This is a genomic window from Paenibacillus sp. GYB006, from assembly GCF_036577645.1.
In the GTDB taxonomy this organism is placed as follows: Bacteria; Bacillota; Bacilli; order Paenibacillales; family Paenibacillaceae; genus Paenibacillus.
In genome coordinates, this window is record NZ_JARBDA010000003.1 from 487,989 (window position 1) to 505,820 (window position 17,832).

Below are 17,832 nucleotides of genomic sequence, written 5' to 3' on the forward strand. Positions count from 1 at the left end.
CCTCGTAAATTTCTATAAATGCTTATAAATTATCAGGATAAAATATATGAAAATTATCCATGAATAATTACAGAGTTACTAAAATTGTGAAGTCTAATCATGATGCTAGGGAAACGAAGTAAGGCAGAGATGAATGAATGAGTGGTGAATACGGACTAATAAATGGATTGCATTTATATGAATCTATATATGTAGAGTATTCTTGGTGTGAGGTTAGAATGTAAATAATATAAATAAGTGGAAATATAGTACTAGAGATGCATACTTTTAGACCAACGGTCAATAAATGTAATATCATCCTATTAAATGGTACTAAATAATTTATTTAATGATACGTGTAAATTTTACTAACGTCAATGTTTTTTTACATTTAATTGATATTTAATGTTTATTTCTGTTTATAAGGGGTAGAGGTTTATTTATTTCAATCACGTACTGATTATTAGATGACAGTATATTGTTATGTTTAATAAAACAATTATCTATATATAACATATACATTACACAGGAAATGAGAAAAAAATATTAGTGTGAGTAAACATAACGCCTGTAAAATCGATATGAGATTGTTTTTAGCGTTGTCGTTCTGTAGAGGAAAAATTATAGATATTTTAACGAAGCGTGGTTAAGGAATTGCTCTTATTAGAACTTTTTTCCTATTATACAATTCTACTTATTTATTTCAAGTACAATCTACGCTGAATTGTAAACATCTTGTGAAAAGTTTCATGAAAATAAAAAAGGTCCTACATCGGCAGGACCAATTTCATAACTCATTAAAACAAAAATCCGTAACTATATATAGAGGAATAGAACCATTTTGATCTATATATAGTCTTGATTAAAGCAACTAAAGGTATTATAAATTGGTTGGTTTAGCAATCTTTTTTACTTCTACTACTTCTTTTCATTCATTCTTCGCTTGCTTCTAGATCTTCAGAGTCTAGTTCATAACCTGGTGGTCTTTTACCGCGCTGCAGCTCAGCTATACTGTAACCAAAATCATACTGAAGATGAGGATAGTCCGGAAAACTGGCCCAATCGCCTCCCCATTCAAACCCGAGTTCTTTAGCGATCTCTACAATCTCCATCCAATCTGATTTCCCATTTCCATTTCCATCATAGTCCATATCCCATATCACCTTGTCTGCCGAGACCCTTATCGCAAAATCAATGGCTAGTCCATAATTATGATAAGATTCCCCACCTCTAGCTGAAGTTACAATTTGCCCTGCTGTGGATCGTCCTTGTTCAAAGAGTTCATCTTGCCTCTCTTCACTCCGGTATCCTTCTGTAATAATGATCTTTATTCCGCTCTTTCTTGCTCGTTCTACTAACTGGTTTTGCTTTTCAGCAACAACTGGGTGTAATCCAGTTACTTCAAACTGCTCTTCTTCAACCTCTCTAAAAAAAGGAAGGCTCCAATGAATACGGAAAGTGTCCGACTGCGAAATATAATATACAAGTCCCAAGAGCAACAGCATTAACAATAAACGTCCTGAAGTCCCGCGTCTTTGATGTGTTTGCCTTCTCATAACCACTCCTATATTCTATCTATCCTATCATTATATTTCGTGTAATAGGAAGATCACAACGTTGTTCCAACATTTCCATAGTTAATAGTCACTTTATATCAATAGAACAGAGAATTGTATGTAATTATTAAACAAAAAAAACAACCTGCTGTAAACAGCAGGTTGTTTCGATCACTGAACCTGAAACTATTCAGTTGTGTACGGAAGCAATGCGATTTGACGGGAGCGTTTGATTGCAATCGTCAGCATGCGTTGGTATTTTGCACTCGTGCCAGTAACACGACGTGGCAAAATTTTTCCGCGTTCACTGATAAATTTACGAAGCAGGTCCGTATCTTTATAGTCAATGTGAGTAATTTTGTTAACAGTGAAGAAACAAACTTTACGACGTTTATTACGGCCACCACGGCGTGCTGGTCTTTTATCGTCTCCGCCTTCTCTTTGTTTGAAGCCCATGCTATTCAGTCCTTCCTAATTAAAATGGCAAATCATCATCCGAAATATCAATCGGTTTACCGTCATCCGAAAAAGGATCCTGATTGTTCCGTGAGAAATTGTTGTTCCCTCGGTTACCGTTGCCGCTGCCTCCGAATGAAGGCTCTTCACGCACAGTTCCACCGCTATTTGTGTTGCCACCATCACGGCTAGATTCCAAGAAACGAACGTTATCAGCGATAACTTCAGTAACGTAAACACGTTTACCTTCGTTATTCTCATAATTACGTACTTGAATGCGTCCCTCGACGGCTGTTAGACGGCCTTTACGCAAATAATTTGCACAAGTTTCCGCTAGCTGTCTCCAGGTAACGACCGGTATAAAATCAGCTTCCCGTTCTCCACCTTGACTTGTAAACGGACGGTCTACAGCAAGTGTGAATTGAGTTACGGCTACTCCAGCAGGAGTATAACGTAATTCAGGGTCACGGGTTAACCGGCCAATCAGAATGACTCGGTTCAACAATCTAATCCCCTCCTTCTGAGCGTAATTATTACAAAAATCATGTTTTACGGATTAAGCAACATCGTTCGTGATGAGATAACGAATTACTTCGTCAGAAATTTTCATGAGACGTTCCAACTCGGAAACGACAGCTGGTTCAGCGTTGAAGTTAACCAACACATAGTGACCATCACGGAATTTCTTAATCTCATACGCAAGACGGCGTTTACCCAAAACATCATGTTTTGTAATTTCCCCGCCATTGGAGATGATGCCTTGGAATTTTTCGACTGCAGCTTGAACAGCTTCTTGTTCAATATCAGGACGAATAATGTACATCACTTCGTATTTGCGCATAACTATACACCTCCTTATGGACATAAGGCCCTCTAGCTTAGCTGAGAGCAAGGAACGAGAATAAACTCGCACCACTCCAATATAACATTTTCATGATATGAGTGCAAGCACATGTTCTCTTTTACCATCAGATTCTCCAACATGATTGTAATGGAATCTGCACACAATAATTAAGCACTACAATATAAGGAGGGATACGAATGGGTGAAAGAACTGAATTCGAACCAGGAGATAAAGCACCAAATGACGGCGAATATACTGAGGTTGGGGAGGCCAGTTTCCACACAGAGATCAACAACCCCAAACGAGTTAAGCTGAAAAAAGGCGAGGCATTCCCGGAAACAACGAATAAAGATCGTAAATGGAAGAAGCTTACCAAAGCCCGGGTTCATTAATCATTAATAACTAAAACAAAATCATTTGCATCTCACGTTTATTTTTCTCATTACCGGACATAATACAGTTAAGGCAGTGCTCAAGGAGAGGTGTGGTTCCGTTGGATGATTTGAAAACCGAGCCGGACATTCGCTTAGAGGAGGGTCTTGATCGTGGCAAATAGAAGCGGAAGGTAATGTGCGGAAGATGAAATAAATGGATTCAGATGCACTGGTATTGCTTGGCAGTACACCGAGTTTCTTACGAATTGTTACGTGAAGATGTTTTCTTTACCATAACGCACTGCCTTCCGAGAAGGACCCTTTTAGGGTCCTTTTTTGGTTTCTCTAAATTAAGCATCTTCTAAACTAAGTAATCTGTAATGAACAGTAGCAAAAATCCACATACACGAAAAAACCTCTTACGTTGTAAACGTAAGAGGTGCGTCCGTATTTTTAGGTTAGGTTCAATCATTTAGTTAAATGGCGGAAAGAGAGGGATTCGAACCCTCGCACGCCGCAAGGCGCCTAACTGATTTCGAGTCAGTCCCCTTATAACCTCTTGGGTACCTTTCCGCAGCAAAATTCATTATATCAAAAAAGTCTTCTAATAGCAAGAAGAGATTGCCCCAGTCTGCTTCTTATTCTGACTGAGGCTCTTCAGATGAGCGAAGTACTTTTTTGAAGTTTTTTTCGAACTTTGCTCTAGGGACAAGTACACTATGCTTACATCCAACACACTTAATACGGATATCCATTCCCATACGTATGATCTCCATCTCATTGCTTCCGCAAGGGTGTGGCTTCTTCATCTGCACGATGTCTCCAAGACCATAAATTTTACGCTCCACCTGATCCATCTCCTGTCTCATCATCTTCCCTTGATGCGGCACTCTCTAACTCAGCCATACGAACTGTTTCTTGATATTCGAGAGCTTCCTTCACATCCATCTGGATGTCACGCTGCACAGCATTGTTCATATTCGGCAGACACTCAGCTACAACACGGATCACATACTCAGATGTTGTCATAGACTGAATCCCAACAACCTCAGGAACAGTCAGTACATTTGTATTACGTTCTGGCAGATCGCGTACAGCCTCTTTTACAAGCCGCATTGCTTCCCCGAGTCGTTCTTCCCCTTTCATCGGAATATCTACAACCGCTCTTGAGTTAGCCATGGAGAAGTTAGTAACTGTGGTAATTCCTCCGTTAGGAATGATATGAACCTCGCCAGTAAAACTAACAATCTTGGTTGTTCTTAGTCCAATCATCTCCACCGTACCTTTTAAGGTCCCTGTTTGAATGACATCACCAACCGCAAATTGATCTTCAAATATAATGAAGAATCCAGTGATCACGTCTTTGACTAAACTTTGTGCACCAAAACCAATGGCGAGTCCAAGTACCCCAGCACTAGCTAACACAGGTCCAAGATTGACACCCATCTGACTAAGAATAAGCAGTACCAGTATAAAGTTACATACCATGGAGACTACATTTTTCAAAAGTTCTCCAACCGTATTTACTCTTCGCGTATTCAGTCTTATTCTTCTATCAGCGTCATTATTCAGTAAAGATCTATCAATAATTCCATGCAGTAATTTAATAGCAATCCGTGTTAAAACAAATACAATAATAATCTGTAACAGTACACCCGCGTAGCCAATCCACATATCTGCGTCGGTGAACCAATTCCATATACCATCTGTAATTTTCTGAACCCAGCTCACGGCTTCCTCAACCGTTTCTTCAACTTTTCCAGTATCTGGTTCTTTCGGTGCATTTGTTGCACCAGTCAATAACATTAACGGCCAATCCACTCTTTATTCACCTCTTTAGTAAACGATCTCTATATAATTTCTATATACCCGGTGCCTTCTTTTCGAAAAATACCGCGTATTTCAACTTTCTCTGTCATGATAACATACTTTACTTTGTCCAGAAATTGCTCAGGGAACTGAATTGATAAAGCACAGCCTGCAGTTATCTCTTTCGGGGTAGGATAGGTATCGATCTCAACTTCCGCATACTCTAGCAGCATTTCTGCATAGATCGCTTGCTGTGTTGAGTCAAAAGCAATCGTAAGCCACGTATCCATTCGAATACTCCTTATCTATGATGGTCTAGTGAATTGAAGTATAAAAACCAGCATTCTTCCATATACTAGTACTACTATTCCAAGCACGAAAGGAAGATAGTGCGACTATGAATCGTAATCCAAAAGCTTTATCTTCACAGGACATGCCTGGCCTGAAAATACCCCATACGGATCCAGGTATTGCATCAGCCATTGTCCACCGCTTACTATTCCATCTATTTCAGGCACCTGCCCATAAAGAAATTGTCATCGTTTGTATTGGAACGGATCGCTCAACAGGGGATTGTCTTGGTCCTCTCGTGGGTACTTCTCTATCCAAGCTAAAGAGTTCCATTTACCACCTATACGGTACACTAGAGGAACCCGTTCATGCAATGAATCTGCAAGATACGCTTGATGTAATTTATTCCACACACGCTGACCCCTATGTCATTGGTATCGATGCCTGTCTTGGACAATCTTCTAGTGTAGGCTGCATCCAAGTATCCGCAGGACCGCTTCGCCCAGGAGCAGGTGTAAATAAAGAATTACCGCCGGTTGGCGATATCCATTTGACGGGTATCGTTAACGTCGGCGGCTTTATGGAGTATTTCGTACTTCAGAATACTCGGCTTAGTCTTGTCGTTCGCATGGCAGAGGTGATCTCCCACAGTTTATATGATGCACTTACAGAATGGCATAAACGTGTTACGCTTCTTGCTGTGCAAGAACAATAGCTTCTTTTTCCTCGTTTGATAAGGAATACGTTGATTCTCCCCCTTTTAGGGGCTTTGCATATACATAAGAACCATCCCGATTATATAACCCTGTTAACACAAGTCCATCGCTCTGTTCATTCAGCATGGCGACAGAGAAACTCAAATCCGTCCCCCGCTCTCCATAAGCATTATAACGTTTTACCCCTATTTTCCCTTGAACTTGATTCAATTTCGTTAGTGCCTTTGTAATTTCATCTTTGTTCTCAGCCTGCATATCCTCAATGGAATCCATCTGAACTTTAAGCTGAAAAAGTAAGGACTCTAAATCTTCCACTCCTGTACTAGACATTAAGTTATCGTAATTTTTACGAAGTCTACGCATTTTTACAGTTTGGACAATCATCATGATTAAAAGAACAAGAACAATTAACAAAATACCAAAAATAATAATAGGCAATTGTTCCAGGATCAGTTCATTCATATCTGTCATTTATTGTTCCTACTCCTCTATTAATTAAGATCTACTGGCAAGATGGTGGACAGCTGCGAGCAGCGCCGACACTTCTGCCTCGGTTGAGTTTACACCAAAACTAGCTCTTACTGCTCCTCGATCTAAAGTTCCTGCACTTTCATGTGCTAGCGGGGTACAGTGATATCCCGAGCGTACTGCGATACTGTATTCCCGGTCAAGCCGGAAAGCTAATTCGGCAGAATCCACGTTTTCTATATTAAAAGATACAAGTCCGCTTCTTGGGCACCCTTTTCTTGGACCAAGAATATGTGCTCCCGGTACCTTTTCTAATCCCTCTATTAGATATTGAGATAATGACCACTCATGTTCATAGATATAATCTATCGTCAAGGATAATACTTGCTCTATTCCTGCCATTAAACCAGCATAACCCACCACATTTGGTGTACCTGATTCATAACGGTCAGGTCTAACCGTCGGTTGGCCTATTACTTCCGATTGGCTGCCTGTCCCTCCGTAAAGCAGTGGCTTCACGTCGAGATCAGGATGAATGTAAAGACCACCTGTTCCTTGCGGCCCAAGCAAACCTTTATGTCCTGGAAAAGCCAACATATCAATACCCATCTTCTCTACATCAATATGCAGCACTCCCGCACTCTGAGCGGCATCGACGAGCAAAGGGATCCCGTATTTCCGAGTAACAGCACTGATTTCTTGCAATGGAAGAATACTTCCTAGCAGATTAGAACTATGAGTTACTGCTACTAATTTGGTATGAGGACGAATTCGGCTCTCGAGCATATCGATAGATATTTGACCTTCATCCGTAAGCGGAAGATAATCCACTTCAATCTGCCCGAGAGATTTTAAGTATTCTAAAGGTCTTCTTACAGAATTATGTTCCATCATTGTTGTAATTACATGATCGCCTGGTTCCAAAATTCCTCTTATAGCTAAATTTAAACTCATTGTAGTATTAGAAGTAAGTACGATATCATTTGGATTATGAATCCTAAACAGCTTTGCAATAGCACGGCGAGTATTAAATAATACCCGACTTGCGTTAACAGACATTTGATGACTTCCCCTGCCTGGGTTTGCGCCTGCTGTTTCCATTGCCTGAATCATCGCTTCTTTTACTGTTTCTGGCTTCGGCCATGAGGTAGCAGCGTGATCCAAATATATGATTTTTTTCATTCCCCTACTCCTCTACAAAAGAAAATGACATATCTTTTCTTCCTACCTGAGGTAAGAGGACGATATGTCATTACACTAAAGACTTACTTACCCATTACCCTCATATTCATGTGTATTGATGATAGGTTAGACATGTAGATCATTCGAGAAGTCCATTTATTGAAGTAATTCTAAAAGTCTCTCTAAATCTTGTTTGCTGTAATAATTTAGTTCGATCTTTCCTTTTTCCTTATGATCCTTAATCTTTACCGTTGTCTTGAAACGATCACGCAGACTTTCCTCAACTGTTTCAATATAAGGGTCTCTTCTCTTCTGCTTAGGCTTAGATTTACTTTCGTTTCCCTTACGATCCAATTGTTGAACAGCTTCTTCAAGTTCTCTAACGCTCCATTGCTTCTGGATACATTCCTCTGCTAGTTCCTTTATTACCTTTTGATCCTTCAGACCAACAATAGCCCTTGCATGGCCCATGGATAATGTTCCACGTGAAACATAATCTTTTACTTCCTCCGGTAAAGTTAACAACCGCAGAAAGTTAGCAATATGAGATCTTGATTTACCAACTTTCATAGACAGTTCTTCTTGAGTTAGAGAAAACTGATCCATAAGACCTTGATAAGCTACAGCCACTTCCATTGCATTTAGGTTTTCACGTTGCAGGTTTTCAATAAGTGCAATTTCCATGACTTGCTGTTCTGAAAAGTTGCGAACTACCGCTGGAACTGTTGATTTACCGCAATATTGAGATGCACGAAAACGCCTCTCACCAGCTATAATTTCATACCCTTTAAGCACACTGCGAACAATAATCGGTTGAATAACTCCGTGCTGGCGAATAGATTCAGCCAGTTCTTTTATGGACTCTTCATCAAATGTTTTTCTAGGCTGATAAGGATTTGCGCGAAGCTGGCTGAGTGGTATCTCCACAACTTTGTCATCATCGTTGATCGAAAGCGAAGGTAGAAGTGCATCCAAGCCTTTACCTAAACGCTTACTCATATGAAATCACTTCCTTTGCCAACTCTAGATAAACTTCAGCTCCTCTTGAGCGAGGATCATACGTAATAATAGACTGTCCATGTGATGGTGCTTCACTAAGTCTAATATTGCGCGGAATAATCGTTCTATAAACTTTTTGTTGAAAATACTTTTTGACTTCTTCTATAACTTGAATCCCTAAGTTAGTGCGAGCATCAAACATTGTAAGCAGCACACCTTCAATTTGGAGAGAAGTATTCAGATGCTTTTGTACAAGCCTAACCGTATTTAGGAGCTGACTTAAACCTTCGAGGGCGTAATATTCACACTGAATTGGAATAATAACAGAATCGGATGCAGTCAGTGAGTTAATTGTAAGCATCCCAAGTGAAGGAGGACAATCAATCAAGATATAGTCATACTCATGTTTAATCATCTGCAGAGATTTCTTCAGACGAACTTCACGAGAAATGGTAGATACAAGTTCAATTTCAGCTCCAGCGAGCTGAATTGTTGCGGGAATCAGATGAAGTCCCGGGATATTCGTTTCGACAATTGCTTCTCTAGGATGTATCTCTTCAATGAGCACATCGTAGATACAATAAGCAACATCTGCTTTATTAACACCCACACCGCTAGTTGTGTTGCCTTGGGGATCTATATCTACAAGAAGTACACGCTTGCCAAGTGAAGCCAATCCTGCACCCAGATTAACAGAAGACGTTGTTTTACCTACTCCGCCCTTCTGGTTTGCTACGGCAATAATCTTTGACACTTTGTTCACCTCAGTATAGGAGTCATTCCTTAGGGGTACGAGATAATAGATATCGGCGCAAAAGCTAGAATGAACTAGATAGAAAAAGCGGCACTTGAGCCGCTGTATGTTCATTATTTACGTTTCGGAATTTGAATTACTATTTCATAATGATCTTCATGATCAGATTCTTTTGTTTTGATGTCGAGGCCCGAGTCTGACACCATATCAATGGATTGTCTAATTGTGTTCAAAGCGAGTCTAACGTCTTTTGTAAAAGAAATCCGTTTTGACTTCTTAATCTTAGAAGATTCTTTGTAGAAAGCAACCCTTGCTTCCGTTTGTTTTACATTCAATTCTTTAGTGATGATTTCTTCGAGAATTTTTAATTGGATCTCCAAACGATCTAGGGAAAGTAGTGCTCTCGCATGTCGCTCTGATATTTTCCGTTCCATAAGAGCCAACTTCACTTCTTCAGGTAAATGCAGCAAGCGAATTTTGTTTGCTATTGTGGATTGGCTTTTTCCAAGGCGCTGCGCCAGACTTTCTTGTGTTAACTGGTGCAAGTCAATCAGCTTTTGATATGCCACTGCTTCTTCAATCGCTGTCAGCCCTTCACGCTGTAGATTTTCAATAAGTGCTATTGAAGCTGCTTGGGAATCATTAAATTCACGTACAATAGCAGGGATATGTTCCATGCCCAGTTTCCTAACGGCACGCCAGCGTCTCTCCCCAGCAATGATTTCATATTGGCCGTTCCGAACGCGAACCACAATCGGCTGAATAACGCCATGGGTTTTAATCGTTTGGCATAATTCTTCAATCTTCTCGTCATCAAAAATCGTACGGGGCTGATACGGGCTGCTCACAATTTCGTCGATTGGAATTTGTTTTACTTCTTCCCCGTTACTGCGTTCCGTCAAACCAAACAACTTCGAAAATTGTTCTTTCATTCCGTAGATTACCACCTAAATTCAAAATAGTGCCGCTTTAGGCACTTCATTGACTGTTCTCTCTTCGATTCCGTGTTGCAACTAGGCTAAGCCGTCTTCTTTATGTATAGGATTATGTTCTATGACGTTTAGACTCTATCTGTACGAAGAAACTACTCCCTCTATTCTATCACTTTTTCTTCCATAATCCTATTGTTTGGCAGTGAATTTTATCTCATTTTAAGGAAAATTGACTTCTATCATTTTCATAGTGTTTGTTGATTTTGAGCCATGTTTTTATACAGTTAAAATATGGTATTATTTCTTCTTCTGGGAAGGTAGATTGCTTGAAAAAAACAAAAAAAGGGAATGTTTCACGTGAAACATTCCCTTTCTATTATTTAACAAGTGGTGTCTTAAGTGGTGTTCCTGGTTTTCTAGGATACATCTTCGGCGTGTTTGCTATCTTACGGATTAAAATCATATGCCTTGCTGACTCTTCCACGGGTAATTGGAAAGCATGAGTCTCTATGAGTTTACCTTTTAACTCCTTTAAACTGTATGCCGCTTCTGTCAATTCTGCAGTAGGATCGCTACCCTTCATTGCTGCGAACATTCCGTCTTTACGGACAAAAGGTAAACAAAATTCATTAAGTACCGCAAGCCTGGCAACAGCACGTGCAGTAACTAGATCATAATGATCCCGGTAACCCGCACGTCTTCCGATTTCCTCGGCTCGCCCATGAATAAGCTCCACATTTTCAAGTCCAAGAGCGTCAACAAGATGCTGTAAAAAATTAATCCGTTTATTCAAAGAATCAATAATCGTCAGCTTCAAATGAGGAAAACAAATCTTCAGCGGAATACCAGGGAAACCAGCTCCAGACCCAATATCCGCAATGGTATTCACTTCGTCCATCCCTACATAGAAAGCAAGTGACACAGAATCATAAAAGTGTTTTGTATATACTTGCTCTCTTTCTGTAATACCGGTTAGATTCATTTTCTCATTCCAAGATACGAGCTCTTTGTAATAAATCTCAAATTGTTCTAACTGCTTCTCGCTAAGCTCAATTTGATGTTTTGCTAAGCGTTCTTGCAATTCCTTCTGTATATGATCCATTGTTACCCCCTAGATGCAGTAACCCGATTATAATGTTCCAAATAAACGAGCAATATCGAAATATCTGCCGGTGTTACACCCGAGATCCGGGAAGCTTGACCGATAGAAATTGGACGAATTTTTTCTAGCTTTTGTTTCGCTTCCATTGCCAGACCATGAATCTCATTGTAATTGATGGTATCTGGAATTTTCTTTTTCTCCATTTTCAGCAGACGTTCTACATGAGTGAGTTGCTTCTCAATATAACCCGCATACTTAATTTGGATTTCCACTTGTTCCTTCATTTCTTCATTTAAATCATAAGGAGAAGGTGAGATTCTCTCGATAAATGAATAATTCACTTCAGGACGTCTCATTAAAGTAAGAAGGGAAATTCCATCTTGCAAAGGTGTTGACTCTATACTTGCTAGAAGTTCATTTACTTCTGATGGGCGAGTACGAGTAGTGCGCAAACGTTCAATCTCCTGTTCTACTTTTTCCTTTTTATTAAGGAATTTAGCATAACGTTCATCCGTCACAAGTCCAATCTCGTGTCCAAGTGGAGTAAGTCTCATGTCTGCATTGTCATGACGCAAAAGCAGTCGATACTCAGCCCGCGAAGTAAGAAGACGGTAAGGCTCATTCGTACCTTTCGTCACCAGATCATCAATAAGAACACCAATGTACCCTTGCGAACGATCTAGAACAACCGCTTCTTTCCCTTGTGCTTTACGAGCTGCATTGATTCCGGCCATAATTCCTTGGCCAGCTGCTTCTTCATAACCAGAAGTTCCGTTAATTTGTCCTGCAGTAAACAAACCTGGAAGACGCTTGGTCTCAAGCGAAGGAAGAAGCTGCGTCGGTACCATAGCATCATATTCGATTGCATAGCCGTTACGCATCATCTGTACATTCTCAAGTCCCGGAACGGAGCGCAATACTTCTAATTGTACATCTTCAGGTAAGCTGGTAGACAAACCTTGAACATAATATTCTTTGGTGTTTTTTCCTTCGGGTTCTAGGAAAATTTGATGTTTTGGTTTATCACTAAAACGAACAATCTTGTCTTCAATGGAAGGACAATAACGTGGTCCCGTACCTTCAATCACACCCGAGAACATCGGAGCACGATGCAGGTTATCAGTAATAATCTGATGTGTTTCAGCTGAAGTATACGTTAACCAGCATGGCAATTGTTCATTGTCTGAGCTTTCCGTCTCATAGGAGAAAAACTTAGGAATATCGTCTCCTGGTTGAATTTCTGTTTTACTAAAATCGATGGTATCCTTATGCACCCGAGGTGGAGTCCCTGTCTTAAAACGTACAAGTTCAAAACCAAGCTCTTTAAGATGATCAGATAACTTAATCGAAGGCTGCTGATTGTTTGGCCCGCTCTCATACATCAGTTCCCCCATAATTACTTTACCGCGTAAGTAGGTTCCTGTTGTAAGTACAACTGATTTAGCACGGTATTCTGATCCTGTCTGTGTAACGACACCGACACACTCTCCATTTTCCACAATTAAACGCTCTACCATGCCTTGGCGCATCGTAAGATTCGGTTCCATTTCTAACGTTTCTTTCATGGTGTGCTGGTAAGAAAATTTATCTGCCTGCGCTCGAAGCGCATGTACTGCGGGACCTTTACCTGTATTGAGCATTCTCATTTGAATAAATGTTCGGTCTGTATTGCGGCCCATTTCTCCACCTAGGGCGTCAATTTCACGGACTACATGGCCTTTTGCTGGTCCCCCGATCGATGGATTACATGGCATAAATGCGACCATATCCAGATTAATAGTGACCATCAGCGTTTTGCAGCCCATACGAGCGGCGGCAAGAGCTGATTCGACACCAGCATGACCTGCACCAACGACAATAACATCGAATGTACCGCCATCAAATCCCATCGTGCCTTCCTCCTTGTTTCAGGGATAATTCCCTGTAATTTATACTGCTGTATTGAAACGAAATCAGAACCTCACTGTTCTAGATTTCTTATCAAGTTCATTTCCGTGTGCTTATACAAAGCACTAAACTTCATTATATCAAAAAACACGGGGATTCCATAAGAGTTGATTCAAATCATTTGGAATGATAAGGATTATATTGAATCCCGTGAGTCTATAAATAACTTCCTTATTTTCCTAAACAGAACTGGGAGAATATCTGATCAATTAGAGCATCATGCGCAGTATCGCCGACGATCTCACCGAGCTGCTCCCAAGCTAATCTCACATCAATTTGGATCATATCAATCGGAATGAACTGCTCCGCAGCTTCATAAGCATCCTGTAAAGATTGCTTCGCTTTTTTCAGAAGAGAGATATGTCGTACATTACTTACATAAGTTAGATCTGCTGATTCTAATTGCCCGCTAAAGAATAATTTCGATATTGCTTCTTCAAGCAGGTCAATACCTTCTTCCGCTTTTACAGACATCGGTACGATTAATTCTGGATCAATATATCGTTCTAATATGTCCCGGTCAATCTTCGTTGGTAAATCCATTTTATTTAAAATAACAATGGCCTGTCTGCCTTTAATTTGCTCCAAAAGTTCGAGCTCATCCTCATGCAGCGGTTCTCCCGCATTTACTACCATTAGAATCAGATCTGCTTCTGTAAAAGCAGTCCGAGATCGTTCCACACCAATCTTCTCAACAACATCCATTGTTTCCCGAATACCCGCAGTATCCAGCAGTTTTAAAGGAATATTATTGATGGTTACAAACTCTTCAATGACATCGCGAGTTGTCCCTGGAATATCTGTGACAATCGCACGGTTATCTTGAGCCAGTGTATTAAGGAGCGAAGATTTACCTACATTAGGTCTTCCAACGATGGCTGTTGTAATTCCTTCTCTTAATATTTTCCCTTGTTCTGCTGTTTTTAACAGCTTATCGATTTCGTTCATAACATGAGACGATTTTTCTTTGATGAATTCAGAAGTGAGTGATTCTACGTCATGCTCTGGATAATCAATATTCACTTCAATATGTGCCATTGTTTCCACAAGTGTATAACGAAGATCACGTATTTTTGCAGAGAGAGCTCCCCCCACTTGTTTTAAAGCAACAGAAAAAGCACGGTCTGACTTAGAACGAATGAGATCCATAACACCTTCGGCTTGAGATAAGTCAATTCTTCCGTTCAAAAAGGCTCTTTTGGTAAACTCGCCTGGTTCTGCCACTCGGATATCCAGCATAAGCAGTAAATCCATAATTCGTTTAACGGAAATAACACCACCGTGCGAGCTAATCTCTACAACATCTTCTGTTGTGAAGGAACGTGGGGCTCTCATCACTGTGACAAGTACCTCTTCCACTTTTTCTTCTGTCTGTGGGTTGATAATATGTCCATAATGAACCGTATGAGATTCTGCTTGTTCAAGTGGTGTTTTGCTTTTTACAATCTTACCTACTTCTTTGATTGCGTCTGGACCACTGACCCTAATGACAGCAATCCCCGCTTCGCCTACAGCTGTAGAAATAGCTGCTATTGTATCACTAATCATCTATATTCACCTTCCCGTATCAATGCTTACGATCTATATTCAAGTTATCAAGACTGTTATATTCATTATACGTACCCTGATTACGAAAAAAGCAATGGCTTCTGCACGGGGCAGGAAGCCATTGCGTAATCGCATGAAATCACATTAAGCTTATTTAAGTGTAATTACCACTCTACGGTTAGGCTCTTCGCCCTTGCTAATTGTATTCACCTGACGATGATTCTGAAGTTTAGCATGAATCACTTTGCGCTCCTGGGAAGGCATGGGTTCAAGGACCACTTCTTTTCCCGTGCGAATCACCTGTGAAGCCAATCGGTCTGCAAGTTCTTCGAGTGTCTTGCGGCGTCTTAATCTAAAATTCTCCGCATCGAGAATAATCCGTACGAAACTGCTTGAGTGTTTGTTTGCCACAATATTCGTTAAATATTGCAAAGCATCTAAAGTCTGGCCTCTACGTCCAATAATAAGACCAAGGTCTTCCCCGGTAATATTGAATATCTTACCATCCCTGCTTTTTTTGATCTCAATCTCAACATCAAGACCCATACCCGCAGCTGCTTCTTTCACGAAATTGCGCGCTTCAACATATGGATCTACATCATTAGATATATTGGTATCTAACTCAGTTGATCTTGAAGATGTAAGCTCAGAAGTACGGATCAGAGCAGAATCGGGCTCGTTATGAAATGATTCTTCTGCCTGTTTTGGCTTAAGTGTCAATTCTACTTTGGCTGGCTTAACACCAATGAGACCTAAAAAACCTCTGGATGGCTGTTCTAAGACGTTTAACGTAACTAAATCTCGACTGACACCAAGTTGTGTCAGACCTTGATCTACAGCATCTTCTATCGTTTTACCTGTCACAATGACGGTGGTCATATGGAACGCCGTGCCTCCTTTGCCACTTACTGATCTGATAAACCGGACAATGAATTATTTATATTATTTTTTCTTCTTTTTCTTTTTCTTCTTCGCTTGAGAACCTACGCCATTAGTAGTTGCCATTCCAGCTTGTCTCTTTTTAGAGGAGCTCTTTGTTCCTTCAACATTCGTAGCAGCTACCAGCTTGTCGTTGTTGCGATAGAGGAAGAAGTTTTGAATGATGGTATAGATGTTCGAGTAGAACCAGTAGAGCGGCAATGCCGAAGCAAACTGGTAGGACATGATAAACATCAGGATCGGATATACCCAAAGCATAAACTGCATAGGTCCTTGCTGCTGTGATGGATTTTGTTTCATCATGTACCATGTTTGGAAGAACATAGATACAGCAACAAGCACAGGAAGTATAAACAATTTATCTGGGGAACCAAGTTCCATCCATAAGAAAGTGTGCTGATTAATATTTGAGTTATAGAGAATCGAGTTATAAAGAGCGATATAAATAGGCATCTGGATAATCAGAGGCAAACAACCCGCCATCGGATTGACTTTATGCTCTTGGAATAGCTTCATCGTTTCCGCTTGAATTTTTTCAGGGGTATCCTTATATTTCGTTTGGATTTCCTTAATAAGCGGTTGAATCTTTTGCATGTTTCTTGAACTTTTAACTTGTTTAATAGTAAGTGGAAGGATTAACGTACGAACGATAATTACCAGTACGAGAATTGCCAATCCATATTCTCCACCAAACAGCTTAGCTAATGAATCTAAAGATAATGAGAACCAATAAACAACGTTACTTTTCCAAAAAGATCCACTGTTTTTGAGGTCTTCTGTGGTAACATGAGTTGTATTAGCAGATGTACAACCCGATAGTACAGCAACTAAAGCAATAACAGCGATCAGGAGAATCCACTTTTTCCCCTTCATTGACTTGAGTCGAGACACTTGATAACCCCTCTCTTAACCTATCCATTCCACCGTAAATAATACCATAAGTAGAAGAACAAAGAAACGCTAATTCGAGCGTCTTTCTGCCTTGAGCAGCGAAGCTTTACGCAAGACATGAAGTATGCTTTTCTCCATCTCTTTGTAGCTCATCGAAACTGCTCCCTTTCTTACGATAAATATGAGATCCATATTTTCAACAATTTCGGCTTCATGATGTCGAATAATTTCTTTAATCATTCTTCGCATGCGATTGCGAACAACCGCATTTCCTATTTTTTTGCTGCAAGATACGCCGACACGAAACTGCTCGACATCCTTGCGACGCAATCCATATACCACAAACTGATAGTTTGCTTGAGACTTACCATAACGGTATACGCGACTAAAGTCGGCACGGTTTCGTAAACGTAATCTTTTATGCAATGATCTCTTCTCCTTGCTAAAACGCGTCTCTATATAATAAACGCATTGTTACATCCTAAATTTAAGTATGGACGATCGTAGGAAGCTATAAACGCTCCCCTATTTAAAATAAAACTTTCTTGTTTAAGAAAAAAAGACCACCGTAGTGGTCTTCATGCACGCATTACGCACTGAGTACTTTTCTGCCTTTAAGACGGCGGGCTGCCAGAACTTTACGGCCGTTTTTCGTGCTCATTCTTTTCCGGAAACCATGGTTCTTCTTACGTTTGCTAACATTCGGTCTAAATGTTGGTCTCATGTATTGCACCCCCTTAAAAGGAATCCTGTACAGATTGAACTACCTAGTAGTACATATAAACTGTTTATTTGCATAGCGCAATCTATAACGATATCTTAATTTAATCATTTTCATCAACACAGAAAATGCCTTTATATATTTAACCACGTACAAGTCAAAAAGTCAACTGAACTACATTATATCCCAAATCCATATCTTTTGATTCATTTGTCCACATTTTTAATAAATGGTTGTATCTTCTCGCAAGTTATACACATGTGGATAGACGGATTTAGTTCATTTCATCTTTTTTCTTCTACTATATGACTGATATATACTTAA

General features: G+C 40.1%; 21 protein-coding genes and 1 tRNA gene. 2 read left to right on the forward strand and 20 right to left on the reverse strand.

The annotated features are described in order from the left end of the window. Window positions 1–911 precede the first annotated feature (911 nt). From PV403_RS10900 to rpsF, 4 genes are all read right to left on the reverse strand, one after another. Entirely contained in the window at window positions 912–1,535 is a 624-nt protein-coding gene (locus PV403_RS10900) for a M15 family metallopeptidase (protein WP_332084585.1), read from the reverse strand. A gap of 186 nt (window positions 1,536–1,721) precedes the next feature. Continuing rightward, the gene (gene rpsR, locus PV403_RS10905) at window positions 1,722–1,991 is read right to left on the reverse strand and encodes a 30S ribosomal protein S18 (protein WP_160035535.1); all 270 of its coding nucleotides are present in this window, start codon (window positions 1,989–1,991) and stop codon (window positions 1,722–1,724) included. 19 nt (window positions 1,992–2,010) lie between these two features. Continuing rightward, window positions 2,011–2,496, reverse strand: a complete 486-nt coding sequence (gene ssb / locus PV403_RS10910) for a single-stranded DNA-binding protein (protein WP_213530957.1) — start codon at window positions 2,494–2,496, stop codon at window positions 2,011–2,013. 51 nt (window positions 2,497–2,547) lie between these two features. Next, window positions 2,548–2,832: a 30S ribosomal protein S6 gene (gene rpsF, locus PV403_RS10915; protein WP_160035531.1), complete on the reverse strand. Its 285-nt coding sequence runs from the start codon at window positions 2,830–2,832 to the stop codon at window positions 2,548–2,550. Window positions 2,833–3,032: 200 nt separating this feature from the next. Between rpsF and PV403_RS10920 the strand changes: the two genes are divergently transcribed. Next, window positions 3,033–3,227 carry a YjzC family protein gene (locus PV403_RS10920; RefSeq protein ID WP_213530959.1) on the forward strand — a complete coding sequence of 65 codons (195 nt, stop codon included), beginning with the start codon at window positions 3,033–3,035 and terminating at the stop codon, window positions 3,225–3,227. A 463-nt stretch (window positions 3,228–3,690) separates the two neighbouring features. Here PV403_RS10920 and PV403_RS10925 read toward each other — a convergent pair. The 4 genes from PV403_RS10925 to PV403_RS10940 form a co-directional block, all read right to left on the reverse strand. Beyond that, a tRNA-Ser gene (locus tag PV403_RS10925) sits at window positions 3,691–3,782 on the reverse strand. Between the two features lie 65 nt (window positions 3,783–3,847). Beyond that, window positions 3,848–4,057: a DUF951 domain-containing protein gene (locus PV403_RS10930; protein WP_191802385.1), complete on the reverse strand. Its 210-nt coding sequence runs from the start codon at window positions 4,055–4,057 to the stop codon at window positions 3,848–3,850. Continuing rightward, complete coding sequence (locus PV403_RS10935) at window positions 4,047–5,015, reverse strand: mechanosensitive ion channel family protein (RefSeq protein WP_213531081.1); 969 nt, start codon at window positions 5,013–5,015, stop codon at window positions 4,047–4,049. Before PV403_RS10935 ends, PV403_RS10930 begins: the two co-directional genes overlap by 11 nt. A 44-nt stretch (window positions 5,016–5,059) precedes the next feature. Continuing rightward, on the reverse strand, window positions 5,060–5,308 hold the full coding sequence (locus tag PV403_RS10940; RefSeq protein ID WP_213530961.1) for a DUF3343 domain-containing protein: 249 nt from the start codon (window positions 5,306–5,308) through the stop codon (window positions 5,060–5,062). A 107-nt stretch (window positions 5,309–5,415) separates the two neighbouring features. On the opposite strand from PV403_RS10940, the gene yyaC reads away from it, so the two are divergent. After that, window positions 5,416–6,024, forward strand: a complete 609-nt coding sequence (gene yyaC / locus PV403_RS10945) for a spore protease YyaC (protein WP_213530963.1) — start codon at window positions 5,416–5,418, stop codon at window positions 6,022–6,024. On the opposite strand, the gene PV403_RS10950 is transcribed toward yyaC, so the two are convergent. The 12 genes from PV403_RS10950 to rpmH form a co-directional block, all read right to left on the reverse strand. Continuing rightward, window positions 5,996–6,496: a DUF4446 family protein gene (locus tag PV403_RS10950; RefSeq protein WP_213530965.1), complete on the reverse strand. Its 501-nt coding sequence runs from the start codon at window positions 6,494–6,496 to the stop codon at window positions 5,996–5,998. The two genes, yyaC and PV403_RS10950, sit on opposite strands and share 29 nt — an antisense overlap. Window positions 6,497–6,520: 24 nt before the next feature. Beyond that, window positions 6,521–7,675: an aminotransferase class V-fold PLP-dependent enzyme gene (locus PV403_RS10955; RefSeq protein ID WP_213530967.1), complete on the reverse strand. Its 1,155-nt coding sequence runs from the start codon at window positions 7,673–7,675 to the stop codon at window positions 6,521–6,523. Window positions 7,676–7,831: 156 nt separating this feature from the next. Further along, on the reverse strand, window positions 7,832–8,674 hold the full coding sequence (locus PV403_RS10960; RefSeq protein WP_213530969.1) for a ParB/RepB/Spo0J family partition protein: 843 nt from the start codon (window positions 8,672–8,674) through the stop codon (window positions 7,832–7,834). Next, the gene (locus PV403_RS10965) at window positions 8,667–9,428 is read right to left on the reverse strand and encodes a ParA family protein (protein WP_213530971.1); all 762 of its coding nucleotides are present in this window, start codon (window positions 9,426–9,428) and stop codon (window positions 8,667–8,669) included. The genes PV403_RS10960 and PV403_RS10965 overlap by 8 nt, the downstream gene beginning before the upstream one ends. Window positions 9,429–9,541: 113 nt before the next feature. After that, entirely contained in the window at window positions 9,542–10,360 is an 819-nt protein-coding gene (noc, locus tag PV403_RS10970; RefSeq protein ID WP_213530973.1) for a nucleoid occlusion protein, read from the reverse strand. A gap of 376 nt (window positions 10,361–10,736) precedes the next feature. Continuing rightward, a complete protein-coding gene (gene rsmG / locus PV403_RS10975) occupies window positions 10,737–11,462 on the reverse strand; it encodes a 16S rRNA (guanine(527)-N(7))-methyltransferase RsmG (protein ID WP_332084586.1) in 726 nt (241 codons plus the stop codon). Window positions 11,463–11,464: 2 nt separating this feature from the next. Continuing rightward, complete coding sequence (gene mnmG / locus PV403_RS10980) at window positions 11,465–13,351, reverse strand: tRNA uridine-5-carboxymethylaminomethyl(34) synthesis enzyme MnmG (RefSeq protein WP_213530977.1); 1,887 nt, start codon at window positions 13,349–13,351, stop codon at window positions 11,465–11,467. 229 nt (window positions 13,352–13,580) lie between these two features. Next, entirely contained in the window at window positions 13,581–14,957 is a 1,377-nt protein-coding gene (mnmE, locus tag PV403_RS10985) for a tRNA uridine-5-carboxymethylaminomethyl(34) synthesis GTPase MnmE (protein WP_213530979.1), read from the reverse strand. Between the two features lie 150 nt (window positions 14,958–15,107). Next, a complete protein-coding gene (gene jag, locus PV403_RS10990) occupies window positions 15,108–15,836 on the reverse strand; it encodes an RNA-binding cell elongation regulator Jag/EloR (RefSeq protein ID WP_332084587.1) in 729 nt (242 codons plus the stop codon). A 63-nt stretch (window positions 15,837–15,899) separates the two neighbouring features. Beyond that, on the reverse strand, window positions 15,900–16,787 hold the full coding sequence (locus PV403_RS10995; RefSeq protein ID WP_213530983.1) for a YidC/Oxa1 family membrane protein insertase: 888 nt from the start codon (window positions 16,785–16,787) through the stop codon (window positions 15,900–15,902). A gap of 69 nt (window positions 16,788–16,856) precedes the next feature. After that, complete coding sequence (gene rnpA / locus PV403_RS11000; protein ID WP_213530985.1) at window positions 16,857–17,213, reverse strand: ribonuclease P protein component; 357 nt, start codon at window positions 17,211–17,213, stop codon at window positions 16,857–16,859. A gap of 163 nt (window positions 17,214–17,376) precedes the next feature. Next, complete coding sequence (gene rpmH, locus PV403_RS11005) at window positions 17,377–17,511, reverse strand: 50S ribosomal protein L34 (RefSeq protein ID WP_091159838.1); 135 nt, start codon at window positions 17,509–17,511, stop codon at window positions 17,377–17,379. Window positions 17,512–17,832 lie beyond the last annotated feature (321 nt).